Here is a 19,737-nt window from a genome sequence, read left to right as displayed (position 1 = left end):
TATTTGTATGGAAAACCAATATAATTATTACAATCCCGAAGGACAGCAGGGGAATGCTCAGTATAATAGCCAGCCGGATCATAACAGTCACAGCAGAAAACTAAAAAAGAAAATGCCCAAGGCTGTGGTAGTAACCGGATGCGCTCTATTATTTGGAGTTGTCTCCAGCGCAACATTTTTAACATCTAATATTGTAGGCAGTAAGGTACTGGGTCTGAATGAGTCGTCTAATACAACGGCCAAGAATACGGCTCCGGTTAACAGCAGTTCTCTTACCAAAACATCCAGTGTCATCACATCGGATGTGTCCGGTGTTGTGGAGAGCGTTATGCCTTCCATTGTTTCAATCACCAATATGAGCGTCCAGCAGGTGCAGGATTTCTTCGGAGGCATATCTCAGCAGCAAAGCGAGAGTGCAGGTACGGGTATTATCATAGCCCAGAATGACTCGGAACTTCTGATTGTAACGAACAATCATGTGGTGGAAGGCAGTGAGACACTGACAGTTACATTCGATGACGGCACAAGCCTTGAGGCAGATATTAAAGGGACAGACCCGTCCCATGACCTGGCAGTCATTGCCGTGCCGCTGGATACGATTTCCAAAGATACAATGGATAAGATTGCAGTAGCTACCCTGGGAGATTCTACTCAGTTGAAAGTTGGGGAGCCGGCCATTGCCATCGGAAACGCACTCGGATACGGCCAGTCTGTTACGACTGGTGTTATAAGCGCGACGGATCGTGAGAGTACGACTACAGACACTATGACAGGTGAAACAACAACCAGCGATGTCAGACTGATTCAGACAGATGCAGCGATCAATCCAGGTAACAGCGGCGGCGCTTTGGTGAATGCAAACGGAGAGGTTATCGGAATTAACTCCTCCAAACTCGTAGGAAGCTCTGTTGAAGGTGTCGGCTACGCAATTCCGATCAGCGATGTGTCAGATATTATTACAAATCTCATGAATCAGCAGACAAAATCCAAAGTTGCGGAAGCAGACAGAGGATATCTGGGAATCGAAGGTATTGATGTGACCTCTGAGAATGCACAGAGATTTAATATGCCGCTTGGCGTTTATGTGACAGATGTTACCAGCGGAGGCGGAGCAAAAGCAGCTGGAATGACAAAGGGCGGAGTTATAACAGCATTGAATGGAACTACCATTGACAGCATGAATACACTGAAAGAACAGTTAAGATATTATGCAAAAGGTGACACCGTGACGCTGACGGTTGAGGTTCCAGGAAGTAACGGGGAATACACTGAAAATACCTATCAGGTAACATTAGGTGCAAAGGAGGAATAGCCATATAGGAACGCAGATATATACCTGCAGGACCTCTTCGATGTATTTCCTGCAGGGATAAAAAGAACACACAGCGGCAGATACCGCATAAATACAATACAGGACGCAGCCTTTATGGTAAGGCAGCGTCCTGTAATTTTATGGAGTGATAGGTGTGACATTGGCCATTGGTGTAATCTTAATGGAACCGGTGGATACCTTCAGAGTGGCGCCCTCACGGAACGCTACGTTTTTATATGACGAGCCTGCTGATTCTGCCATGGCGGGATCAGATGAAAACATCCCGGTGAAAGCCCCATCAGTTAAACTCACATTAACGATTGTACCGCTAACAACCGATATATCATAATAGCCAGGTGTAATATCCTGTCCGATCAAATAGTCGCCGGGGCCAAATTCTTTTTCTTCTTTTGCCGTGTTCTCATAGCCTGTCATTGTACTGAAAGTAGCTTCCTGGGTGGAGATCTTCACTTTAAGAGACTGGGTTAATTTTAATACATCCCCGTTTTTAAGAGCTGCGTTTTCGTAGGTTGATGCATATTCTACGCCTGTACCGGACCCTAAAGAGGTTACAATACCGGATTTTGTCATCATGTTTCCTAATCCTGAAACAACCTCTACATTGTATACCCCTTCCGGAATATGACTGCCAACATAATAGTCACCTGCTTCCAGTTCTGTTTCGTACGGACCTGTCACCACTTCAGGCGTTTCTTCAGCAGCTTTTTCAGGCTCCTTTGTTGTATCCTCTTTTTGAGAGCCGGCCTCATCGTTATCCTTTGTCTCCGCCTGCTTCTTATCTTCTGAAGCAGCACTTTTGTTTGCACTTTTTTCGGTGGCTTCTTTCCCACCGGAACCACAGGCAGCAAGTGATACCGCCAGAACCGCTGCTAACAGCATCGTTAAGATTTTCTTTTTCATCAAAATCCCCTCCTTATGTTTTTAATGTAAGGTAACTTATTATGTTAAGCCAACCCGGCATAACATCGCTTCCGTTGATACAGATAAAGAGATTTATCTACATAGTTTTTGAGCTGTTCTCAAAGAAGTTTATGGTGTATTGATAAATCAAATTACGATTTTTTGCTTAAAAGTGTCGAAGTGTCACACTTTATTTGAATTATACCAAATAAGACTCATAATGACAACAAAATAAAAAAAGAAAGAAATAGAAAAAAAAGGAAAAAAGAATGGAGCAACCCTAAAGGACTACTCCAATCAATTTCTTTGCTGTTAGATTCCAAGAACCCTGTAAATATAAGGAATCGGGGTGACAGGATTCGAACCTGCGACCTCACGGCCCCCAGCCGTGCGCTCTAACCAAACTGAGCCACACCCCGCCTCACTTGTTCTATTATATAAGACTTTTGCCAAATTGTAAAGTGGAACCTTTTTAATTTTCTCCCATACTATAATATTGTAAATGATATGGAAGGAGATATCGCAAATGGCGAATTGTCAAAACAATATGCGCTACGGCAGACAAATGAACTATAATAACTGCCGCAGCATGCCCAACGGTAATAATAACTGCCGTCCTGCACCAATGCCGAGAACTGACCGCCAGTGCGGCGAGCCGGAGCCTTGTGGATGCCGCGCTCCTGAGCCGCGCAAACCGGAACCATGCGGCTGCCGTACTCCGGAACCCCGCAAACCGGAACAGTGCGGCTGCCGCACACCAGAACCCCGTAAACCAGAACAGTGCGGTTGCCGCACACCGGAACCATGCGGACATCATCCGGAACACCACAAACCAGAACCGTGTGAATGTCGCACCCCGGAACGCCGTCCGTCACAGCCGTGTGGATGCCGTTATGATGCATTGGAAGATTTCCCAATTGCTATGGCATACGTGCCCTGGCAGAAATGGCGGAATTTATACGAACCTTGTAAAGGGTTCCAGAGAGGTACAATTTTTGAAGACCTTTCAAAACCATTTCATGGAAGAGGAGGGTGTAATCGATGAGTGAACGTCCATGCAGAAAAGATTTACTAGACCATATCAATGCGGTCAGCTTCGCGGTGGATGACGTGAAACTTTTTTTGGATACCCACCCCTGCGATGAAGATGCACTCGCTTACTTTCGTGAGTACAGCCGCATGAGAAATGAGGCTCTGAAAGAATATGCCGCATACTATGGTCCTCTTACAATTGATACCACTGTCTATTCCTGCGCTGACAGGTGGGACTGGATCAATGAGCCATGGCCATGGCAGGAAGGAGGATGTTAGTATATGTGGGGTTATGAAAAAAGACTGCAGTATCCTGTAAAAATCACACAGACCAACCCGAAAATTGCTCAGATCATTATTACACAATTCGGGGGACCCGACGGCGAGCTCGCTGCTTCCATGCGCTATCTCTCACAGAGATACACAATGCCTTACAAAGAGGTAACCGGTATTCTAACAGATATCGGCACGGAAGAACTGGCTCATATGGAGATGATCTGTGCCATTGTCCATCAGCTCACCAGAAACCTGACACCGGAAGAAATTGAAAAATCCGGCTTCGGTACCTATTATGTAGACCATACACTTGCGCTCTGGCCGCAGGCGGCGAGCGGGATGCCATGGACGGCAACCGTGTTCCAGTCGAAAGGCGATCCAATCACAGATCTCCATGAAGATATGGCTGCCGAACAAAAAGCTAGAACTACTTATGACAATATTCTGAGACTGGTGAAAGACCCGGAAGTCTGCGATCCTATTCGTTTCCTGAGGGAACGTGAAGTTGTTCATTATCAGAGATTCGGAGAAAGTTTGCGTATCGTTCAGGATAATCTGGACAGCAAAAACTTCTATGCTATTAATCCAGAATTCGATATACGTCAGGATTGTGGATGTAAATAAAGCCGCTTGTGCGGGCGATGTCTTCAGTCTGTTTGATATGAAGTAAGAAGAATCCCATGGGAATCAAGAGTTTCAAGACCTGATATTTCCTGTGGGATTCTTCTTTATGTATTACTATACGTTCATGTGTTGGAGGATAACCTCCAAACGGTTCCGTGTCCTGTGATCCCCTTGTTTTATAATTGGGAAGTTTCAATTTAATTATTCGACCAGCACAGGGAAGGTGTTACTGTTCAGACGTTACTTTACACGTCCCAGCCAACATCTAAATCGGGAGTTAGCGACGAGCTTTAGTTTCGGCGCGGATGGGGACGCCCCATAAAGGGATAGCCGAAAACCTCCCGGAGAACATCCATGTCCTTTCAAAAACGCGGCCGCGGGCCTAAGAAATTCTAGGCGGGAAACAGCCCTGAAAATGGAGCACCACTGACACATCACGAGAAATCCGATGATTTCTCGCGCTGGGTCAGCTGATTTTTGGATTCGGAATCCAAAAATCTCTCCATTTTCAGGGCTGTTTCCCACCAAGAATTTCTAAGGTTCGCTTTGAGCGTTTTTGAAAGGACATGGATGTTCTCCGGGAGGTTTTCAGCTATCCCTTCATGGAGCTGGTGCATCCGACCAGCAGGAAAAGGACTCGTTCCTAAGTTGGAGCCTCAAACGGGGGCAGCGTATGGATATTGAATTGGCGGGACTTTTATGTCCCCAGTAGGTGTACATAAGCAAAGGGATACGGTTCCAGTATCAAAATAATTCAATACGCATCTTGAAGATGAAAAGACACGCATAGCCAATCCACATCCGCTGCCCTGGTCCGGGATCCCACCCGGTTGGCGGGCTTTCCTGCCGATTGGATGAGCCAGCTTCATGACAGGGAGGCCGGGGAGGTGCCGGGGCTGTATATGCCGTTGCGAAATGCTGGAGTGCGCTTAGTGATTCTTGAACAGCCGCTGCCGGATAGGCGGGGAACAACTTGATCTCCAAATCAAGTTGTTGCTGAACCCAGCGCGGGAAATCATCAGATTTCCCGTGATGTGTTCAGCGTACCCGCCTATCCGGCAGCGGCTGTTCTAGAAACACTTAGCAGCACGGGTGCATATCGCAACGGCATATACAGCCCCAGCACCTCCCCGGCCTCCCTGTCATGAAGCGTCCCCGTCCGTCGACAAGTCTAAAGCTTGCCGACTAAATCCCGAGTTAGATGTTAGCTGGGGTATGAATAGTAATAGGAATGTGGGTACTTTTTCCCTTCTTTTAAAAAAAGTTGTTTTTATATGTAAAAAAAGCTATAATATAGGACAAGTTATATAGTAGAGTATCCTTTGATACGCGGTAGAACAGGATGGCATAATAAAAGGAGATAAATTTTTATGTGTGGATTTGCAGGATTTGTAGGAGAAGTTGAAGATAGAGAACAGGTACTGGTCAATATGATGAACACGATCGTACACAGAGGACCGGACAGTGAGGGCAGATATGTGGATGAGGATGCGGCGCTGGGTTTTAGACGGCTGAGCATCATTGACCTCTCATCGGTGGGAGACCAGCCGCTTTACAATGAGGATCGCAGCATGGTGCTGGTGTTTAACGGAGAGATATATAATTACCAGGACCTGCGGAGTGACCTGGTGGAGGCCGGGCATATATTTGTATCAAATACGGATTCTGAGACGCTTCTGCACGGTTATGAGGAGTGGGGCGAGAACCTTGTGGACAGGCTGCGCGGGATGTACGCATTTGCAATCTGGGACATCAAGAAGAAAAAACTTTTTGCGGCAAGGGATATTTTTGGCATTAAGCCGCTATATTATGCACAGATGAATGGTACACTGATGTTCGGCTCAGAAATCAAGTCATTTATGGAGCATCCAAAGTTTGATAAAGTCTTTCATGAGGCGGCCCTTGGAAATTACCTCTCTTTTCAGTTTGTACCCACAAATGAGACTTTCTTCAAGGGGGTATTCTGTCTTCAGCCGGGCCATTATTTCACATATGAAAACGGAAAGATGGAGATAACCAGGTACTTTGAACCGCATTTTACGGGGAACAGCAGGAAGTCCTTTGAGGAGATTGTGGAAGATATCGAACACGTTATGAAAGAGTCGGTGGAAAAACACAAGATCAGTGATGTTGAGGTTGCGTCCTACCTTTCAAGTGGCGTGGATTCCAGTTATCTGACGTATCTGGGGCAGGTGGACCGTACCTTTACCGTAGGGTTTGACGAGGGGAAATACAGTGAGATTCAGGATGCAAAGGAATTTGCGGCAAGCATCAATATGCAGAACGATGCAAAGGTAATTACGCCGGAGGAATATTGGGACAAATTATCGGATATCCAGTATTATATGGATGAACCGGTGGCTGATCCGGCTGCTATCGCCCTGTATTTTTTGAGTGAAGAGGCTGCCAAGAAGGTAAAAGTAGTACTTTCGGGAGAAGGCTCTGACGAGCTTTTCGGAGGCTATAACATATATTGTGAACCGTTGGAGCATACCGCATTTAATAAGATTCCCATGTGCATCAGAAGAGTGCTTGGTAAGTTTGCGGAGCGCTGTCTGCCAAGAGGAGTGAAGGGGAGAGGATTCCTGATGAGGCACGGCAAGACACTGGAGGAGCGTTATTTTGCAAATGCTACGAATATTTTTACGGAGAGAGAAGCCAGCCGCTTGCTCAAGAAAGGATGTGAGCCGGGGATTCAGAAGGTAACACGCCCGCTTTACGAACGGGTAAAGGGAAAAGACCCGGTAACGAAGATGCAGTATGTGGATCTGCATCTGTGGCTTGTGCACGATATCCTGATGAAGGGCGATAAGATGGGAATGGCTAATTCGCTGGAAGTCAGAGTGCCGTTTCTGGACAGGGAGGTGCTGGAACTGGCCGAGACCCTGCCGCTGGATTATAAAGTGCGCGCACCGAGGACTAAGGTGGCCCTGAGGGCGGCAGCAGATAAAGTAATACGGAGTAAGACAGCAGAAAAGAAAAAGCTGGGCTTTCCGATTCCGATCAGAGTTTGGCTGAGGGAAGAGAAGTATTATAATATAGTAAAAAAGATGTTTACATCCGAAGCAGCGGAGAAGTTTTTCAATACAGACATGCTGGTGAAAATGCTGGATGAGCATAAGGATGGTAAGAATACAAATGAGAAAACAGACAACAGCCGTAAGATCTGGACGGTCTATATTTTCCTTGTGTGGTATGACAGATTTTTTGAGCATGGCAAACCGGTGCATCCGGCTATGAGCAGCAGATAGGAAAAGAAGGACAGCCGGCCGGAGTCGATGGCGGCCGGCTGTTTTAGCGCGTCTGTTTTCGTAAAATGCCACAATAATACCTGGCAGGAGTAAACAGACGAGATCTTTTGTAAAAATTCAGGAACAGGGGAGATATCATGAGAAGCAGGACAGTGCAGCCGATTCGAAATAACGGGAGGAAGCGTGCAACGCCGCCGGGCAGAGGCAGCAGTGATGGCGGCAGTATAGAAGCCAGGAGAAAGAGGCCGGACGCAACATGGCCCATGCAGAGCATTCCGCATTCTCCGCCGCCTGCGGAGAAAAAGGTCGGAAGGAAGCAGCGGGTGAAAAAGGGCATCCGGTATTTTGATTACGATCTGCTGCTGGTGATCATTTTTCTGATGTGCTTTGGTTTGGTGATGCTCTACAGTACCAGCGCCTACAGCGCACAGTCAGACTTTGAGAACGATATGTATTATTTTTCCAAACAGGCGGTCATCAGTGTTTTAAGTTTTGCCGCTATGTTTATAGTATCCAAGATTGACTATCATATATATGGTGCGTTTGCGTTTGAACTTTACATATTCGCGATGATTATGATGGCTCTGGTACAGACACCGCTGGGAATTGAAATATATGGAGCCAGAAGATGGATCCAGCTGCCTGGAAATTTGACACTGCAGCCATCCGAGATAACCAAGATAGCGGTGATATTGTTTATATCCTATGAATTGTGCAGGCTGGGAAAGAAAATCAATACGAGGGAAGGGATTGTGAGGATTATGGCATTCGGCGTAATTGCGGCCGGGGGAGTCATGTTTCTGACAGACAATCTGAGTACGGCGATTATTGTGATGGCGATCACCTGCATACTGATTTTTGTAGTTCACCCTAAGACAAAGCCTTTTATCGCGGTGGCGGGAGCATTTACCGCAGTGGCGGTCGTGGGGATTTCCGTGATGGCGGCGACCATTACCACAAGTGAAAACTTTCGTCTGCGCCGGATCATTACATGGCTGGATCCGGAAAACCACGCGGACAAAGGCGGCTTCCAGGTAATGCAGGGGCTGTATGCAATCGGTTCCGGCGGATTTTTTGGAAAAGGTCTTGGAAACAGTACACAGAAACTCGGGGTAATTCCGGAAGTGCAGAATGACATGATTCTGTCTATTGTCTGCGAGGAGCTGGGGGTTTTCGGTGCAATTGTGATTCTGGTCTTGTTTGGTCTTTTATTGTACAGGCTGATGTTTATAGCCAGAAATGCGCCCGATCTGTACGGTTCCCTGATTGCCACCGGGATTTTTGCCCACATTGCACTTCAGGTAATTCTGAATATTGCGGTTGTTACCAACTTGATTCCTACAACGGGAATTACGCTTCCCTTCATTAGTTATGGGGGAACATCCATCTTGTTTTTGATGACGGAGATGGGGATTGCACTGGGAATATCCAGAAAAATCAAATTGAGTGACGGGTAATTAAAAAAATATCTTTTCATACGATATAAAGTGTGCTATATTAGTATGTAGTATTTAAAACTACATATAATAGATGCGAAATGCACTATTTGTAGTGTGGGAGGATATAATATGAGCTATAAAGTAATTGTAGACAGCTGTGGTGAATTAACAGCAGATATGAAAAAAAGCGGACTTTTTGAGACAGCTTCCCTGAGTATGGAAGTGGGCGGAGTCCGGATCATAGACGATGAGACATTTGACCAGGCAGATTTTTTGAGACGCGTGGCGGCAAGCCCGGAATGTCCCAAGTCATCCTGCCCGTCGCCGGAAGAATACATGGAGAGATATCACTGTGAGGCGGACAGGGTTTACGCGGTTACTCTGTCTGCGGAACTGAGCGGATCCTATAACAGCGCGGAGCTGGGCAGAAAGCTTTACAAAGAAGAATATGGAGAAAAGGACATCTATATTTTCAATTCTCGTTCCGCATCCGTGGGGGAGACCCTGATTGCGATGAAGATACAGGAATGCGAAGACCGGGGAATGACATTCAAAGAGGTGATTGACACCGTTGAAAGATATATCGCCGGGCAGAATACTTATTTTGTACTTGAGACCCTGGATACCCTGAGAAAAAACGGCAGGCTGTCGGGTATTAAGGCAATCGTGGCAAGCGCCTTGAACATCAAGCCGGTCATGGGTGCAAAACCCGAGGGCGTCATCTGTCAGCTGGGACAGGCAAGAGGCATGAAAAGGGCGCTGGCAAAAATGGCGGATCACATAATCGAAGATCTGGAGATGCCGGAGGAAAAGATATTGGCGATTTCCCACTGTAACTGTGAAGAGAGGGCGCTGGAAGTACAGCGGATGCTTTTAGAAAAGATTCACGTAAAGACCAGCTTCATTATAGATACAGCCGGGATCAGCACAATGTATGCAAGCGACGGTGGAATTATAGTTGTGATATAGAAAAGTTTGTGATAAAATGCTTTTAGGCAGTGAGACCGGATAATGATCTCAAAAAGAAACACGAAGGAGTTTAAAGATGAGCCAGGAAAAAGTAGATAGATACAAACAAGAAAAGGCCAACAGGAAGAAAATAGTTAAAAAGCAGAGAATTATGAATGTTGTGCGCAAAACAGTGCTCAGCTTAGCAGTAATAGCTTTAGTCGGATGGCTGGGATACTCGGCATACCAGACACATGAAGCGGGGAAAGAAAGACCTGTAGCCCAGGTAAACTATGACTCCATCAATAATTATATGAGTCAGTTGAGTCAATAGCGGGGAGATGCGCGAGATGTGGGGCCGCCTGAACGGCAAGGTGTGTATGCCTTTTGCAGGGGCGGTATATGTATCAAGATTTGCTAAAATGAAAAAGACGAAAAAGCAGGGCAACCCCGGCAGGCCGTCCGAAATTCTGATGAATTTCGCACGTCCGGCCGAGGCAAAACCGTGATCCGGAATCACGGTTTTGACCCTGCTTTTTCGTCTTTTTCATTTAAGCAAATCTAAGAGGCATATACAGCCCCTGCAAAAGGCATACACACCTTGCCGTTCAGGCTGGATGCATCATGGCGGATATGCCCCGCTGGGGATTACTTAACCGGGCCTCGTGGACGGTGACGAAAGGGGGACGGGGATGGGATACGTTTAAAACTCCCCCACCAGCTACCACATATTGAAGAGGATCTCCACCTGTCCCCACTCAAATTAATTCCCCACCAGCCACCACGAATTGAAGAATATCTCCACCTGTCCCCACTCAAATTAATTCCCCACCAGCCACCACGAATTGAAGAACATCTCAACCTGTCTCCACTCAGATTAATTCCCCCACCGGCCACCACCTAAACATATTTCCCCCCACTTCTCTCCATCGCACAAAATCCCCTCCCCAAAGCGCAAGCGTAAACCTCCGCCCAGCCCCGCGCCCCAGCCATTCCCGCCAATTCCCCAAAGGGGAAGCGGCAGTTGTCAGTTTCCGGATGAACACAGCCGGGAAAAGCGGGAATATGGGGGCCAGGGGCGTCTTTGCGGGAGTTAGCCGGACTTAAAGAAAAAAGGCGGAAAACCAGGACAAAAACTGTGATCACAAATCACAGTTTTTCCTCGACCCTGAGATCAAAATGATCAGATTTTGGGCTCAGTGTCAAGGTTGTCCTGGTTTTCCGTCTTTTTTCTTTTAGTCTGGCTTACCCCCGCATACCGCCCCAGGCCCCCATATTCCCGCTTTTCCCGGCGGACGTACCCAAACGCCCCACCCCCTCCCAAGAATTTTTTTGAAAAAAGGACTTGAAAATGGAGGAAGAGTGGTTTACAATGGTGACAAGTGGTAGGAAGTGGTAGTGAGTGGCACAAAGTGGGGAGGAATGTGGAGGCCCACTTAGCAGAAGGGGTTCCGGATGTTATTAGGAGAGTTTAATCATACAATTGATGAAAAAGGCCGACTAATCATCCCAGCCAAGTTACGAGACGATTTGGGAGATAGTTTTGTAATTTGTAATGGCTTGGAGGGTTGCCTTTTTGTCTACTCCATGGACGAATGGAACAAATTCGTTGCCGAACTGGAAACCTTACCACGCATGAGTAAAGATGCCAGAGTATTCAAGCGTTATTTCTTCGGAAGTGCATCAGAAGGCAGTTTTGATAAGCAGGGAAGGGTACTTGTACCTCCCACGCTCAGGAAAGCAGCCGGACTGGAAAAAGATGTTGTCCTCGTGGGAGTTCAGGACCGCGTTGAAATCTGGGATAAGGCACTTTGGGAAGAGCGGAGCATGGTCAGCGAAGAGGATCTGGATGCCATTGCAGAAAGAATGGAAGCAATTGGGATCAGAATCTAAAAGTGATGGCTGCTCTGATGACAAATGGAGGAATTTATGGCATTCAGGCACACATCAGTTTTACTTGAAGAAACTGTAGACGGTCTGGCGGTAAAGCCGGACGGGATTTACGTTGACGCTACACTCGGCGGGGGCGGACATGCCTTTGAAGTGTGCAGCAAATTAAGCAGCAAGGGGAGTTTTATAGGAATAGACCAGGACGCGGCGGCGATTGAAGCGGCCGGCGCCCGATTACTCGACTTCGGGGAGAGAGTTACAATAATCAGGAGCAATTATTGTGATATGAAGCCGAGGCTCCATGAGATAGGCATTGACAAAGTCGATGGAATTGTTCTGGATCTGGGCGTATCATCTTACCAACTGGATACGGCAGAACGGGGATTTTCCTATCGGACAGATGCACCTTTGGACATGAGGATGGATCAGAGGCAGAAGATGACGGCAAAGGATATTGTCAATGGCTACAGCGAATCGGACCTTTACCGCGTGATACGGGATTACGGGGAAGACAGGTTTGCAAAGAATATTGCAAAGCATATTGTAATCGCACGCGGGAAGGGCCCGATCGAAACTACAGGACAGTTGAATGAGATTATCAGACAGGCCATCCCGATGAAGATCCAAAAGACTTCGGGACATCCCTCCAAGAGGACATATCAGGCCATCAGGATCGAACTTAACCGTGAGCTTGAAGTACTTCGGGACACGCTGGACGACATGATTGAACTGTTGAATCCGGGCGGAAGGATTTGTATCATAACCTTCCATTCACTGGAGGACCGGATTGTCAAGAGTGCGTTTCGGAAGAATGAGAATCCGTGTACCTGTCCGAGCCATTTCCCGGTATGTGTCTGTGGAAATGTATCAAAAGGAAAAGTAATTACAAGAAAACCAATTCTGCCCAGTGAGGAAGAACTGGAAGAAAACAGCCGTTCCAAGAGCGCAAAACTGCGGATATTTGAACGGAGCTAGTACATCCCATCAGGAAGTAGGGAGCCTGATGAGGGTTAAGCTTCCGATTGTGGGGAAGCTGCATTTATAAGGAGTATAGCAAATAGAGCTCCGTCAGGAAGGGGAGAGCCTGGCGGAACAGCATCAAGGAAAGGGGCAGACGATCATGGCTGCAAGAAGACAAGTTACCGCATACAGAAGATCAGACAGCATGAATAGCAGCCATAGACAGGCATATGTTTATGGTAATACAGTACGCCAGCCGGAAGTCCTGCCAAAGAGAATGCCAGAGGAGCGGCCGCAGCGTCCGGAAAGGACAAGCCGCCAGGTGCGAAAAAACCGGAAAAGAGCTATGAATATGAGCCCCGCTTACGCGGTATTTTTGGTAGCAGCAGCAGTCTGTGCAGTTTTTATATGCGTTGCATATCTGAAACTGCAGTCAGACATTGTAAACAGGTCAGAGAACATTTCAGTGCTGCAGGAGAAGCTTGCAGACCTGACAGACGAGAATGATACGGCGTATAACGCAGCTGCGGACTCCGTAAATCTGGAGGAGATACGCAGCAAAGCCATGAATGAGATGGGAATGGTATATGCGGCGCAGGGCAATGTAGTGGAGTATGAGAGCCCTACAAGCGACTATGTAAAGCAGTACAATGACATACCATCTGACGGTGTTCTGGCGAAATCCAGAGACGTATCAGATTAAGGATAACAACTATGGCAAAACGTAAAAGAAAAAATAGATTTCAATTTTTAACTAAAAAATTTCCGAAGAGGATGCAAAAAAAGCTGGTAATGCTGTTCATGGCAATCATACTGGCTTTTATTGTTCTTGTAGGGAGAATTACTTATATTAATGCCTCTAAGGGGAATAAATATACCAAGATTGTGCTTGACCAGCAGGAGTATGACAGCAGAGTAATCCCTTATAAACGGGGAGATATTGTGGACCGTAACGGCACCAAGATCGCCACCAGCGAGAGAGTGTACAATGTCATCCTGGATGTTAATGTGATGGTATCGGACGATGAGTATATAGAGCCCACGATTAAAGTGCTGGAAGACTGCTTTGGAATCAAGGAATCAAAGATCCGGACCCTTATAAAGGAAAAGCCGGAAAGCAGGTATGAAATACTGGCAAAGGGCGTATCCTACGAGAAGGCAAAGGAATTTGAGGCGATAGAGGAAGATAAGAAAAAGAATCCGAATGTCAAGGGAATCTGGCTGGAAGACGATTATAACCGGTCATATCCATACAACTCCCTGGCCAGCGATGTGGTAGGATTTACCGTATCCGGCAATCAGGGCGCGGTCGGAATTGAGAGCGCATACAATGCGATTCTGAACGGGACCGATGGCCGTGAATATGGTTACTTTGACAGCAAGTCTACGGTAGAGCGCACGGTGAAGCCGGCAAAGAATGGCAGTACGGTCGTATCCACGATAGATATGACGCTACAGAGTATTGTAGAGCAGTGCATTAGAGAATTCAACGAGGCGCATACCGGACAGGAGCGGGAAGGGGAACCCGGAAGTAAGAATACAGCAGTCATAATCATGAACCCCAATACAGGGGAGATTCTGGCCGAGGCATCTTATCCGAATTTTGACCTGAATAATCCCAGAGACCTGACTGGCTTATATTCGGAAGAACAGCTGAAAGAAATGTCGGATGATGAACAGCTTGAAGCAATGAATGCGCTGTGGAGGAATTTCTGTGTCAGCGATGCGTTTGAGCCCGGTTCTACAGCAAAGCCTTTTACGGTAGCGGCAGGACTGGAAACGGGGGCATTAAAGGGGGATGAGAACTATGTCTGCGGCGGCTATCTGCATGTCGGAGATTATGATATCCATTGCCATCTCCGGACAGGGCATGGCCCGGAAACAGTGGAACAGGCAGTGGCAAACTCCTGCAATGTGGCACTGATGCAGATGGCTGAGTCCATTGGAATCAAGGATTTCACCAGGTATCAGCATATTTTCGGATTCGGTGAATATACGGGGATAGACCTGCCGGGAGAAGCCTCAACGTCACCTCTTGTCTATACGGAAGAGACAATGGGAATTACAGACCTGGCAACCAATTCCTTTGGGCAGGGATTTAATGTGACTATGACGCAGATGGCGGCGGCATTTTCCTCTCTGGTCAACGGAGGGTATTACTACGAACCCCATGTAGTAAAACAGATCCAGGATGAAAGCGGAAAGGTCATTGAGACCAAGGATCCGGTACTCCTCAGAAAGACAATTTCTTCTGAAACATCGACCACGGTCAAACAGTATATGAAGGCGGTTATGACTACCGGAACAGGACAGGGCGCCGCAGTGGAGGGCTATGATATCGGAGGAAAAACCGGTACTGCCGAAAAACTGCCGCGTGATCAGGGAAAGTATCTGCTATCCTTTATAGGGTACGCTCCCCAGGAGAATCCGGAGGTCGTTGTATATGTGGTCATAGACGAGCCAAACGTGCCGGATCAGTCCACAAGCAGCTATGTTCTGGAGTTGTCAAATAAAATCATGGCGCAGGCATTTCCTTATCTTGGCATCACAACAATGGAGGGATATACTGCAGCTACGGTAGGAACCGTACAGGAGGGCACACAGCCCCAGCAGACAGAGTACGAGAATTTTGATTCTGCCTATGAGGATACTTATGATAATGCAGACGGCTCCTATATAGATGAAAACTACAATCCGGACCTGGATGACTGGGCGGCCGGTCAGCCAACGGAATAGAATACGCATAACCTTACAAAAGATGTAATATGTTATAAAAATGTCTTTTGTAAGGTTATTTATTTATGAAGAACAAAACATATAATAAAAGGAAGATACTTGTCGTATTCTGCTGTGCATCTGTCATTTTGCTGGCACTGATCGGCCGCCTTGTATATCTCATGGTATTCGATGCAGAATACTACCAGAAAAAAGCGGAATCACTTCACGAGAGAGAGCGGGAGATCAAAGCGGCCAGAGGAGAAATCGTGGACAGAAATGGGACAGTGCTTGCCACAAATAAGACGGTCTGTACGATTTCCGTAATACACAATCAGATAGAAGATCCGGAACTGGTAATCCAGACGCTGATGAAGGAGCTGGAGCTGGATGAGGAGACTGTGCGCAAGAGGGTCGAAAAAGTCTCTTCGATGGAAAAAGTAAAAACAAATGTGGCCAAAGAAGTGGGAGACAGAATCCGCAATTATAATCTGGCCGGCGTGAAAGTAGACGAAGATTTTAAGCGTTATTACCCCTACGATGAGATTGGCTCAAAGGTACTGGGATTTACAGGCGGTGATAACCAGGGGATCATCGGCCTGGAAGTGAAGTATGAAGAGTACCTCAAAGGAATAAATGGGACGATCCTGACTGTGACGGATGCGAGGGGAATTGAACTGGAGGGAATTGCGGAGGACCGAATTGAACCTGTGGCGGGAAATACACTGCAGATAAGCCTGGATTACAATATACAGTCGTTCTGTGAGCAGGCGGCCCTGAAAGTAAAAGAAGAAAAACAGGCGGACAGCGTTTCCGTGCTGATGATGAATCCACAGAACGGTGAAATACTGGCAATGGTCAATGTTCCGGAATTTAATCTGAACGAGCCGTATATACTAAATACAGGGACAGATATGGACACGTTGACGGACGAACAGAAACAGGAAGAGCTGAACCGTATGTGGAGAAATGGATGCATCAACGACACATATGAACCGGGTTCTGTATTTAAGATCATTACGGCTTCTGCATGTCTCGAGGAAGGCGTTGTCAGCCTCAGTGATAACTTCTCATGCCCCGGCTACAGAGTCGTGGAGGACCGAAAAATACGCTGTCATAAGGTGGGCGGCCATGGCGCCGAGACCTTTGTACAGGGGATACAGAACTCCTGCAACCCTGTATTTATCGATATCGGGCTCAGGCTCGGTTCCGATAAATTTTATGATTATTTTAAACAGTTCGGCCTCCTCAGCCTGACAAATGTTGACCTGCCGGGAGAGGCTGGAACCATTATGCATAAGAAGGAAGATATCGGTACGGTGGAACTGGCCACAATCTCCTTCGGGCAGTCATTTCAGGTTACGCCGATTCAGCTGGCGACAACAGTCAGTTCTCTTGTAAACGGGGGCAGGAGAGTAACACCGCACTTAGGGATGGCAGTACTGGATAAAGAGGGGAATGAGATCGAAAAATTAAAGTATAAAGAGAAGAAGGGAATTGTGTCGGAGGAGACTTCCGCAACTATGAGGATGCTTCTGGAAAGCGTTGTTTCAGAAGGATCAGGAAAGAATGCCTATATCGAAGGTTATACCATCGGCGGCAAGACTGCGACATCTCAGACACTGCCCAGAAGCGCTAATAAGTATATTTCATCTTTTTTAGGATTCGCGCCTGCAGAAAATCCGCAAGTGCTCTGCATGGTACTGATCAATAACCCGCAGGGCGTGTATTATGGAGGAACAATCGCCGCACCGGTGGTACGCAGCATATACGATAATGTCCTGCCGTATCTGGGGATAGAAAAAAAGGAAATCGCACAGGATGAGGCAGAAGAGAACGGTACAGGGGAAGAAAATATAGCGGATTAAGCAGAAAAAATGAAAGAGTTCTGTCAGGGAACGAGAGAGAGTTTTGGTTGAAAAACAGCAGCCAATGAGGTATACTGAATGAGGTGTTCTGCTGCGGGCCGGGAGGACACGAAAGTAGTTAGAGTATGGAGCGAATTTCCGTTAACAAAAGAGATGAAGAGGTGTGTGTATGAGTTATCATTTAGCGATTCCGGTATTGATTTCATTTGTATTGAGTTTACTCATGGGACCAGTGGTAATACCGTTTCTTAGAAAACTGAAGATGGGGCAGACCGAGAGAACGGACGGCGTACAGTCTCATTTGAAAAAAGCAGGTACCCCGACGATGGGCGGTGTCATTATCCTTGGCAGCGTGATCATTACCTCCCTGTTTTATGTGAAGGATTATCCCAATATTATTCCGATTTTGTTTTTAACCATAGGCTTTGGACTGATCGGATTTTTGGATGACTATTTAAAAGTGGTAATGAAACGGTCCGACGGGCTGTATCCGAAACAAAAGATGGCGCTTCAGATTGTGGTGACCGCAATCTTTGCCTACTATATTATAAAGGTCGCAAAGATTCCGCTTACGCTGCTGCTTCCGTTTTCTGGCGGCAGGTACTGGGATATCGGATGGGTCGCGATCCCGCTTATGTTTATTGCGGTGATTGGAACCGTAAACGGCACAAATTTTACGGACGGCCTGGACGGCCTGGCTTCCAGTGTAACCGTGCTGGTAGCGACATTTTTTACCGTTGTGGCAATCGGAACGAAGAGCGGGGTGGAGCCGATTACCTGTGCGGTAGTGGGGGCGCTGCTTGGATTCCTTCTATTTAATGTATATCCTGCCAGCGTGTTCATGGGAGATACAGGTTCTCTGGCACTGGGAGGTTTTGTCATTGGAACGGCATATATGATGCAGATGCCGCTGTTTGTTATCATTGTAGGCCTGATTTACCTTGTAGAAGTGGCTTCGGTCATGATCCAGGTCACCTATTTTAAAAAGACAGGCGGAAAAAGATTCTTTAAAATGGCGCCGATCCATCATCACTTTGAATTGTGCGGATGGTCTGAGACGAGGGTGGTTGCCGTATTCTCCATTGTGACGGCGATCCTGTGTCTGATCGGGCTGATGGGGGTATAAATCATGGACTTAAAAGAAAAAAATGTACTGGTGTTCGGCTCAGGGATCAGCGGCGTGGCGGCAAGCCGTCTGCTTGTAAAAAAGGGCGCCAACGTGATCCTTTATGACGGCAACGCGTCTCTGGACGAGAAGCAGATAAGGGAAGAAATCCTGGATGGTAAAAATGGCAGCGTTAAGATGATATTTGGGGAGTTTCCGGAAGCGGTTCTGGAGACACTGGATCTCACCGTTATGAGCCCAGGCGTGCCAACGGATCTTCCTGTCGTAGGCCGGATGAGAGAAAAGAATATTCCTGTATGGGGCGAGATTGAGCTGGCCTTTGTTTCAGGGAAGGGTGATGTGCTTGCCATAACCGGTACCAATGGAAAGACGACCACCACAGCGCTTCTCGGGGAGATCATGAAAAATTACAGGGACAGTACTTTTGTGGTGGGGAATATAGGAAACCCTTATACAGATATTGCGCTGGACACCAGGGCAGATTCGGTGATTGTGGCAGAGATGAGCAGTTTTCAGCTGGAGAGCATACATACCTTCCGTCCGAAAGTAAGCGCTGTTCTCAATATTACGCCGGATCATCTAAACCGGCACCACACGATGGACGCCTATATTGCAGCAAAACTGAATGTAGCGAGAAACCAGACCGGGGAAGATACATGTGTTCTGAACTATGAGGACGAGGTGACAAGAGGTTTTGCGGAAAAAGTGAACGCAAAGGTTCTATATTTCAGCAGCCAGCGTAAACTAGAGAAGGGAATATATCTGGAAGGCGGAAGCATTGTCTGCAGTATAGATGGGACACCGGAGGCGGTCTGCCATATAGATGAATTGAAGCTTCTGGGCACACATAATCATGAAAACGTAATGGCTGCGGCGGCTATGGCTGCGGCGTATGGAGTGCCGATGGAGATTATTCGGAAGACCGTGAAGGAATTCCCGGGGGTAGAGCACCGGATCGAGTTCGTTGCGGAAAAGAACGGAGTTGCATACTATAACGATTCCAAGGGAACCAATCCGGACGCTGCCATTAAAGGGATTCAGGCGATGAAGCGCCCCACGCTGCTGATTGGGGGCGGATATGACAAAGCATCCTCTTATGATGAATGGATTCAGGCTTTTGGCGGCAAAGTAAAAAAGCTTGTGCTGCTGGGAGCGACAAGAGAAAAGATTAAAGAGACAGCAGAACGTCTTGGTTTCTGCGATATTATCCTTGCAGATACGTTTGAGGAGGCAGTGGAAACCTGCGTAAAATATGCGCGGCCCGGTGACGCTGTACTTCTGTCGCCTGCCTGCGCAAGTTGGGGAATGTTTAAGAATTATGAAGAACGTGGAGATAAATTCAAAGAACTTGTAAATCAGTTATAAGGAGTGAATT

At 47.1% G+C, this 19,737-nt stretch carries 18 protein-coding genes and 1 tRNA gene; 16 read left to right on the top strand and 3 right to left on the bottom strand.

Going from position 1 to position 19,737, the window contains the following annotated elements:
- Positions 1-7 precede the first annotated feature (7 nt).
- Positions 8-1,312, top strand: coding sequence for a S1C family serine protease (locus BN1938_RS12400; protein WP_050640924.1), 1,305 nt, complete (start codon positions 8-10; stop codon positions 1,310-1,312).
- 138 nt (positions 1,313-1,450) lie between these two features.
- Here the strand turns inward: BN1938_RS12400 and BN1938_RS12395 are convergent, their stop codons facing one another.
- From BN1938_RS12395 to BN1938_RS23955, 3 genes are all read right to left on the bottom strand, one after another.
- Entirely contained in the window at positions 1,451-2,233 is a 783-nt protein-coding gene (locus BN1938_RS12395) for a hypothetical protein (protein ID WP_050640923.1), read from the bottom strand.
- 344 nt (positions 2,234-2,577) lie between these two features.
- Positions 2,578-2,652, bottom strand: a tRNA-Pro gene (locus tag BN1938_RS12390).
- A 69-nt stretch (positions 2,653-2,721) separates the two neighbouring features.
- A complete protein-coding gene (locus BN1938_RS23955; protein WP_050640922.1) occupies positions 2,722-3,135 on the bottom strand; it encodes a hypothetical protein in 414 nt (137 codons plus the stop codon).
- 20 nt (positions 3,136-3,155) lie between these two features.
- Here BN1938_RS23955 and BN1938_RS24080 point away from each other — a divergent pair, with 20 nt between their 5' ends.
- The 15 genes from BN1938_RS24080 (at position 3,156) to murD (ending at position 19,727) form a co-directional block, all read left to right on the top strand.
- A complete protein-coding gene (locus BN1938_RS24080; RefSeq protein ID WP_083487071.1) occupies positions 3,156-3,278 on the top strand; it encodes a spore coat associated protein CotJA in 123 nt (40 codons plus the stop codon).
- On the top strand, positions 3,275-3,544 hold the full coding sequence (locus BN1938_RS12380) for a spore coat protein CotJB (protein WP_050640921.1): 270 nt from the start codon (positions 3,275-3,277) through the stop codon (positions 3,542-3,544). Before BN1938_RS24080 ends, BN1938_RS12380 begins: the two co-directional genes overlap by 4 nt.
- 3 nt (positions 3,545-3,547) lie before the next feature.
- Positions 3,548-4,165, top strand: a complete 618-nt coding sequence (locus BN1938_RS12375; RefSeq protein WP_050640920.1) for a manganese catalase family protein — start codon at positions 3,548-3,550, stop codon at positions 4,163-4,165.
- 1,370 nt (positions 4,166-5,535) lie between these two features.
- Positions 5,536-7,416, top strand: coding sequence for an asparagine synthase (glutamine-hydrolyzing) (gene asnB / locus BN1938_RS12370; protein ID WP_050640919.1), 1,881 nt, complete (start codon positions 5,536-5,538; stop codon positions 7,414-7,416).
- A gap of 137 nt (positions 7,417-7,553) precedes the next feature.
- A complete protein-coding gene (locus tag BN1938_RS12365) occupies positions 7,554-8,873 on the top strand; it encodes an FtsW/RodA/SpoVE family cell cycle protein (RefSeq protein ID WP_148487198.1) in 1,320 nt (439 codons plus the stop codon).
- Positions 8,874-8,984: 111 nt separating this feature from the next.
- On the top strand, positions 8,985-9,824 hold the full coding sequence (locus tag BN1938_RS12360) for a DegV family protein (RefSeq protein WP_050640918.1): 840 nt from the start codon (positions 8,985-8,987) through the stop codon (positions 9,822-9,824).
- 76 nt (positions 9,825-9,900) lie between these two features.
- Positions 9,901-10,137, top strand: a complete 237-nt coding sequence (locus BN1938_RS12355) for a hypothetical protein (protein WP_025655683.1) — start codon at positions 9,901-9,903, stop codon at positions 10,135-10,137.
- A gap of 16 nt (positions 10,138-10,153) precedes the next feature.
- A complete protein-coding gene (locus BN1938_RS23400; RefSeq protein ID WP_156320701.1) occupies positions 10,154-10,312 on the top strand; it encodes a hypothetical protein in 159 nt (52 codons plus the stop codon).
- 946 nt (positions 10,313-11,258) lie between these two features.
- Positions 11,259-11,696 carry a division/cell wall cluster transcriptional repressor MraZ gene (gene mraZ, locus BN1938_RS12350; RefSeq protein WP_025655684.1) on the top strand — a complete coding sequence of 146 codons (438 nt, stop codon included), beginning with the start codon at positions 11,259-11,261 and terminating at the stop codon, positions 11,694-11,696.
- Positions 11,697-11,732: 36 nt separating this feature from the next.
- Positions 11,733-12,668, top strand: a complete 936-nt coding sequence (gene rsmH / locus BN1938_RS12345) for a 16S rRNA (cytosine(1402)-N(4))-methyltransferase RsmH (protein WP_050640917.1) — start codon at positions 11,733-11,735, stop codon at positions 12,666-12,668.
- A 145-nt stretch (positions 12,669-12,813) separates the two neighbouring features.
- Complete coding sequence (locus tag BN1938_RS12340) at positions 12,814-13,356, top strand: hypothetical protein (RefSeq protein WP_050640916.1); 543 nt, start codon at positions 12,814-12,816, stop codon at positions 13,354-13,356.
- An 11-nt stretch (positions 13,357-13,367) separates the two neighbouring features.
- The gene (locus tag BN1938_RS12335) at positions 13,368-15,389 is read left to right on the top strand and encodes a peptidoglycan D,D-transpeptidase FtsI family protein (protein ID WP_050640915.1); all 2,022 of its coding nucleotides are present in this window, start codon (positions 13,368-13,370) and stop codon (positions 15,387-15,389) included.
- A gap of 65 nt (positions 15,390-15,454) precedes the next feature.
- On the top strand, positions 15,455-17,236 hold the full coding sequence (locus BN1938_RS12330) for a peptidoglycan D,D-transpeptidase FtsI family protein (protein WP_050640914.1): 1,782 nt from the start codon (positions 15,455-15,457) through the stop codon (positions 17,234-17,236).
- 169 nt (positions 17,237-17,405) lie between these two features.
- Positions 17,406-18,362: a phospho-N-acetylmuramoyl-pentapeptide-transferase gene (mraY, locus tag BN1938_RS12325; protein WP_050640913.1), complete on the top strand. Its 957-nt coding sequence runs from the start codon at positions 17,406-17,408 to the stop codon at positions 18,360-18,362.
- 3 nt (positions 18,363-18,365) lie between these two features.
- Positions 18,366-19,727 (top strand): UDP-N-acetylmuramoyl-L-alanine--D-glutamate ligase, encoded by a 1,362-nt coding sequence (gene murD / locus BN1938_RS12320; protein ID WP_050640912.1) that lies wholly within the window; start codon positions 18,366-18,368, stop codon positions 19,725-19,727.
- Positions 19,728-19,737: the final 10 nt, after the last annotated feature.

The sequence above is a fragment of the Eubacterium sp. SB2 genome, from assembly GCF_001244405.1.
Taxonomy (GTDB): domain Bacteria; phylum Bacillota; class Clostridia; order Lachnospirales; family Lachnospiraceae; genus Faecalicatena; species Faecalicatena contortus_B.
This window is presented reverse-complemented; position numbering and strand designations above follow the sequence as displayed.

Bases quoted from the DNA above. Each gene is read 5' to 3' on its own strand.
- BN1938_RS12400 (WP_050640924.1), top strand. From the start codon at position 8: ATGGAAAACCAATATAATTATTACAATCCCGAAGGACAGCAGGGGAAT.
- BN1938_RS12395 (WP_050640923.1), bottom strand. From the start codon at position 2,233: ATGAAAAAGAAAATCTTAACGATGCTGTTAGCAGCGGTTCTGGCGGTA.
- BN1938_RS23955 (WP_050640922.1), bottom strand. From the start codon at position 3,135: ATGCATCATAACGGCATCCACACGGCTGTGACGGACGGCGTTCCGGGG.
- BN1938_RS24080 (WP_083487071.1), top strand. From the start codon at position 3,156: ATGGCATACGTGCCCTGGCAGAAATGGCGGAATTTATACGAACCTTGT.
- BN1938_RS12380 (WP_050640921.1), top strand. From the start codon at position 3,275: ATGAGTGAACGTCCATGCAGAAAAGATTTACTAGACCATATCAATGCG.
- BN1938_RS12375 (WP_050640920.1), top strand. From the start codon at position 3,548: ATGTGGGGTTATGAAAAAAGACTGCAGTATCCTGTAAAAATCACACAG.
- asnB (WP_050640919.1), top strand. From the start codon at position 5,536: ATGTGTGGATTTGCAGGATTTGTAGGAGAAGTTGAAGATAGAGAACAG.
- BN1938_RS12365 (WP_148487198.1), top strand. From the start codon at position 7,554: ATGAGAAGCAGGACAGTGCAGCCGATTCGAAATAACGGGAGGAAGCGT.
- BN1938_RS12360 (WP_050640918.1), top strand. From the start codon at position 8,985: ATGAGCTATAAAGTAATTGTAGACAGCTGTGGTGAATTAACAGCAGAT.
- BN1938_RS12355 (WP_025655683.1), top strand. From the start codon at position 9,901: ATGAGCCAGGAAAAAGTAGATAGATACAAACAAGAAAAGGCCAACAGG.
- BN1938_RS23400 (WP_156320701.1), top strand. From the start codon at position 10,154: ATGTGGGGCCGCCTGAACGGCAAGGTGTGTATGCCTTTTGCAGGGGCG.
- mraZ (WP_025655684.1), top strand. From the start codon at position 11,259: ATGTTATTAGGAGAGTTTAATCATACAATTGATGAAAAAGGCCGACTA.
- rsmH (WP_050640917.1), top strand. From the start codon at position 11,733: ATGGCATTCAGGCACACATCAGTTTTACTTGAAGAAACTGTAGACGGT.
- BN1938_RS12340 (WP_050640916.1), top strand. From the start codon at position 12,814: ATGGCTGCAAGAAGACAAGTTACCGCATACAGAAGATCAGACAGCATG.
- BN1938_RS12335 (WP_050640915.1), top strand. From the start codon at position 13,368: ATGGCAAAACGTAAAAGAAAAAATAGATTTCAATTTTTAACTAAAAAA.
- BN1938_RS12330 (WP_050640914.1), top strand. From the start codon at position 15,455: ATGAAGAACAAAACATATAATAAAAGGAAGATACTTGTCGTATTCTGC.
- mraY (WP_050640913.1), top strand. From the start codon at position 17,406: ATGAGTTATCATTTAGCGATTCCGGTATTGATTTCATTTGTATTGAGT.
- murD (WP_050640912.1), top strand. From the start codon at position 18,366: ATGGACTTAAAAGAAAAAAATGTACTGGTGTTCGGCTCAGGGATCAGC.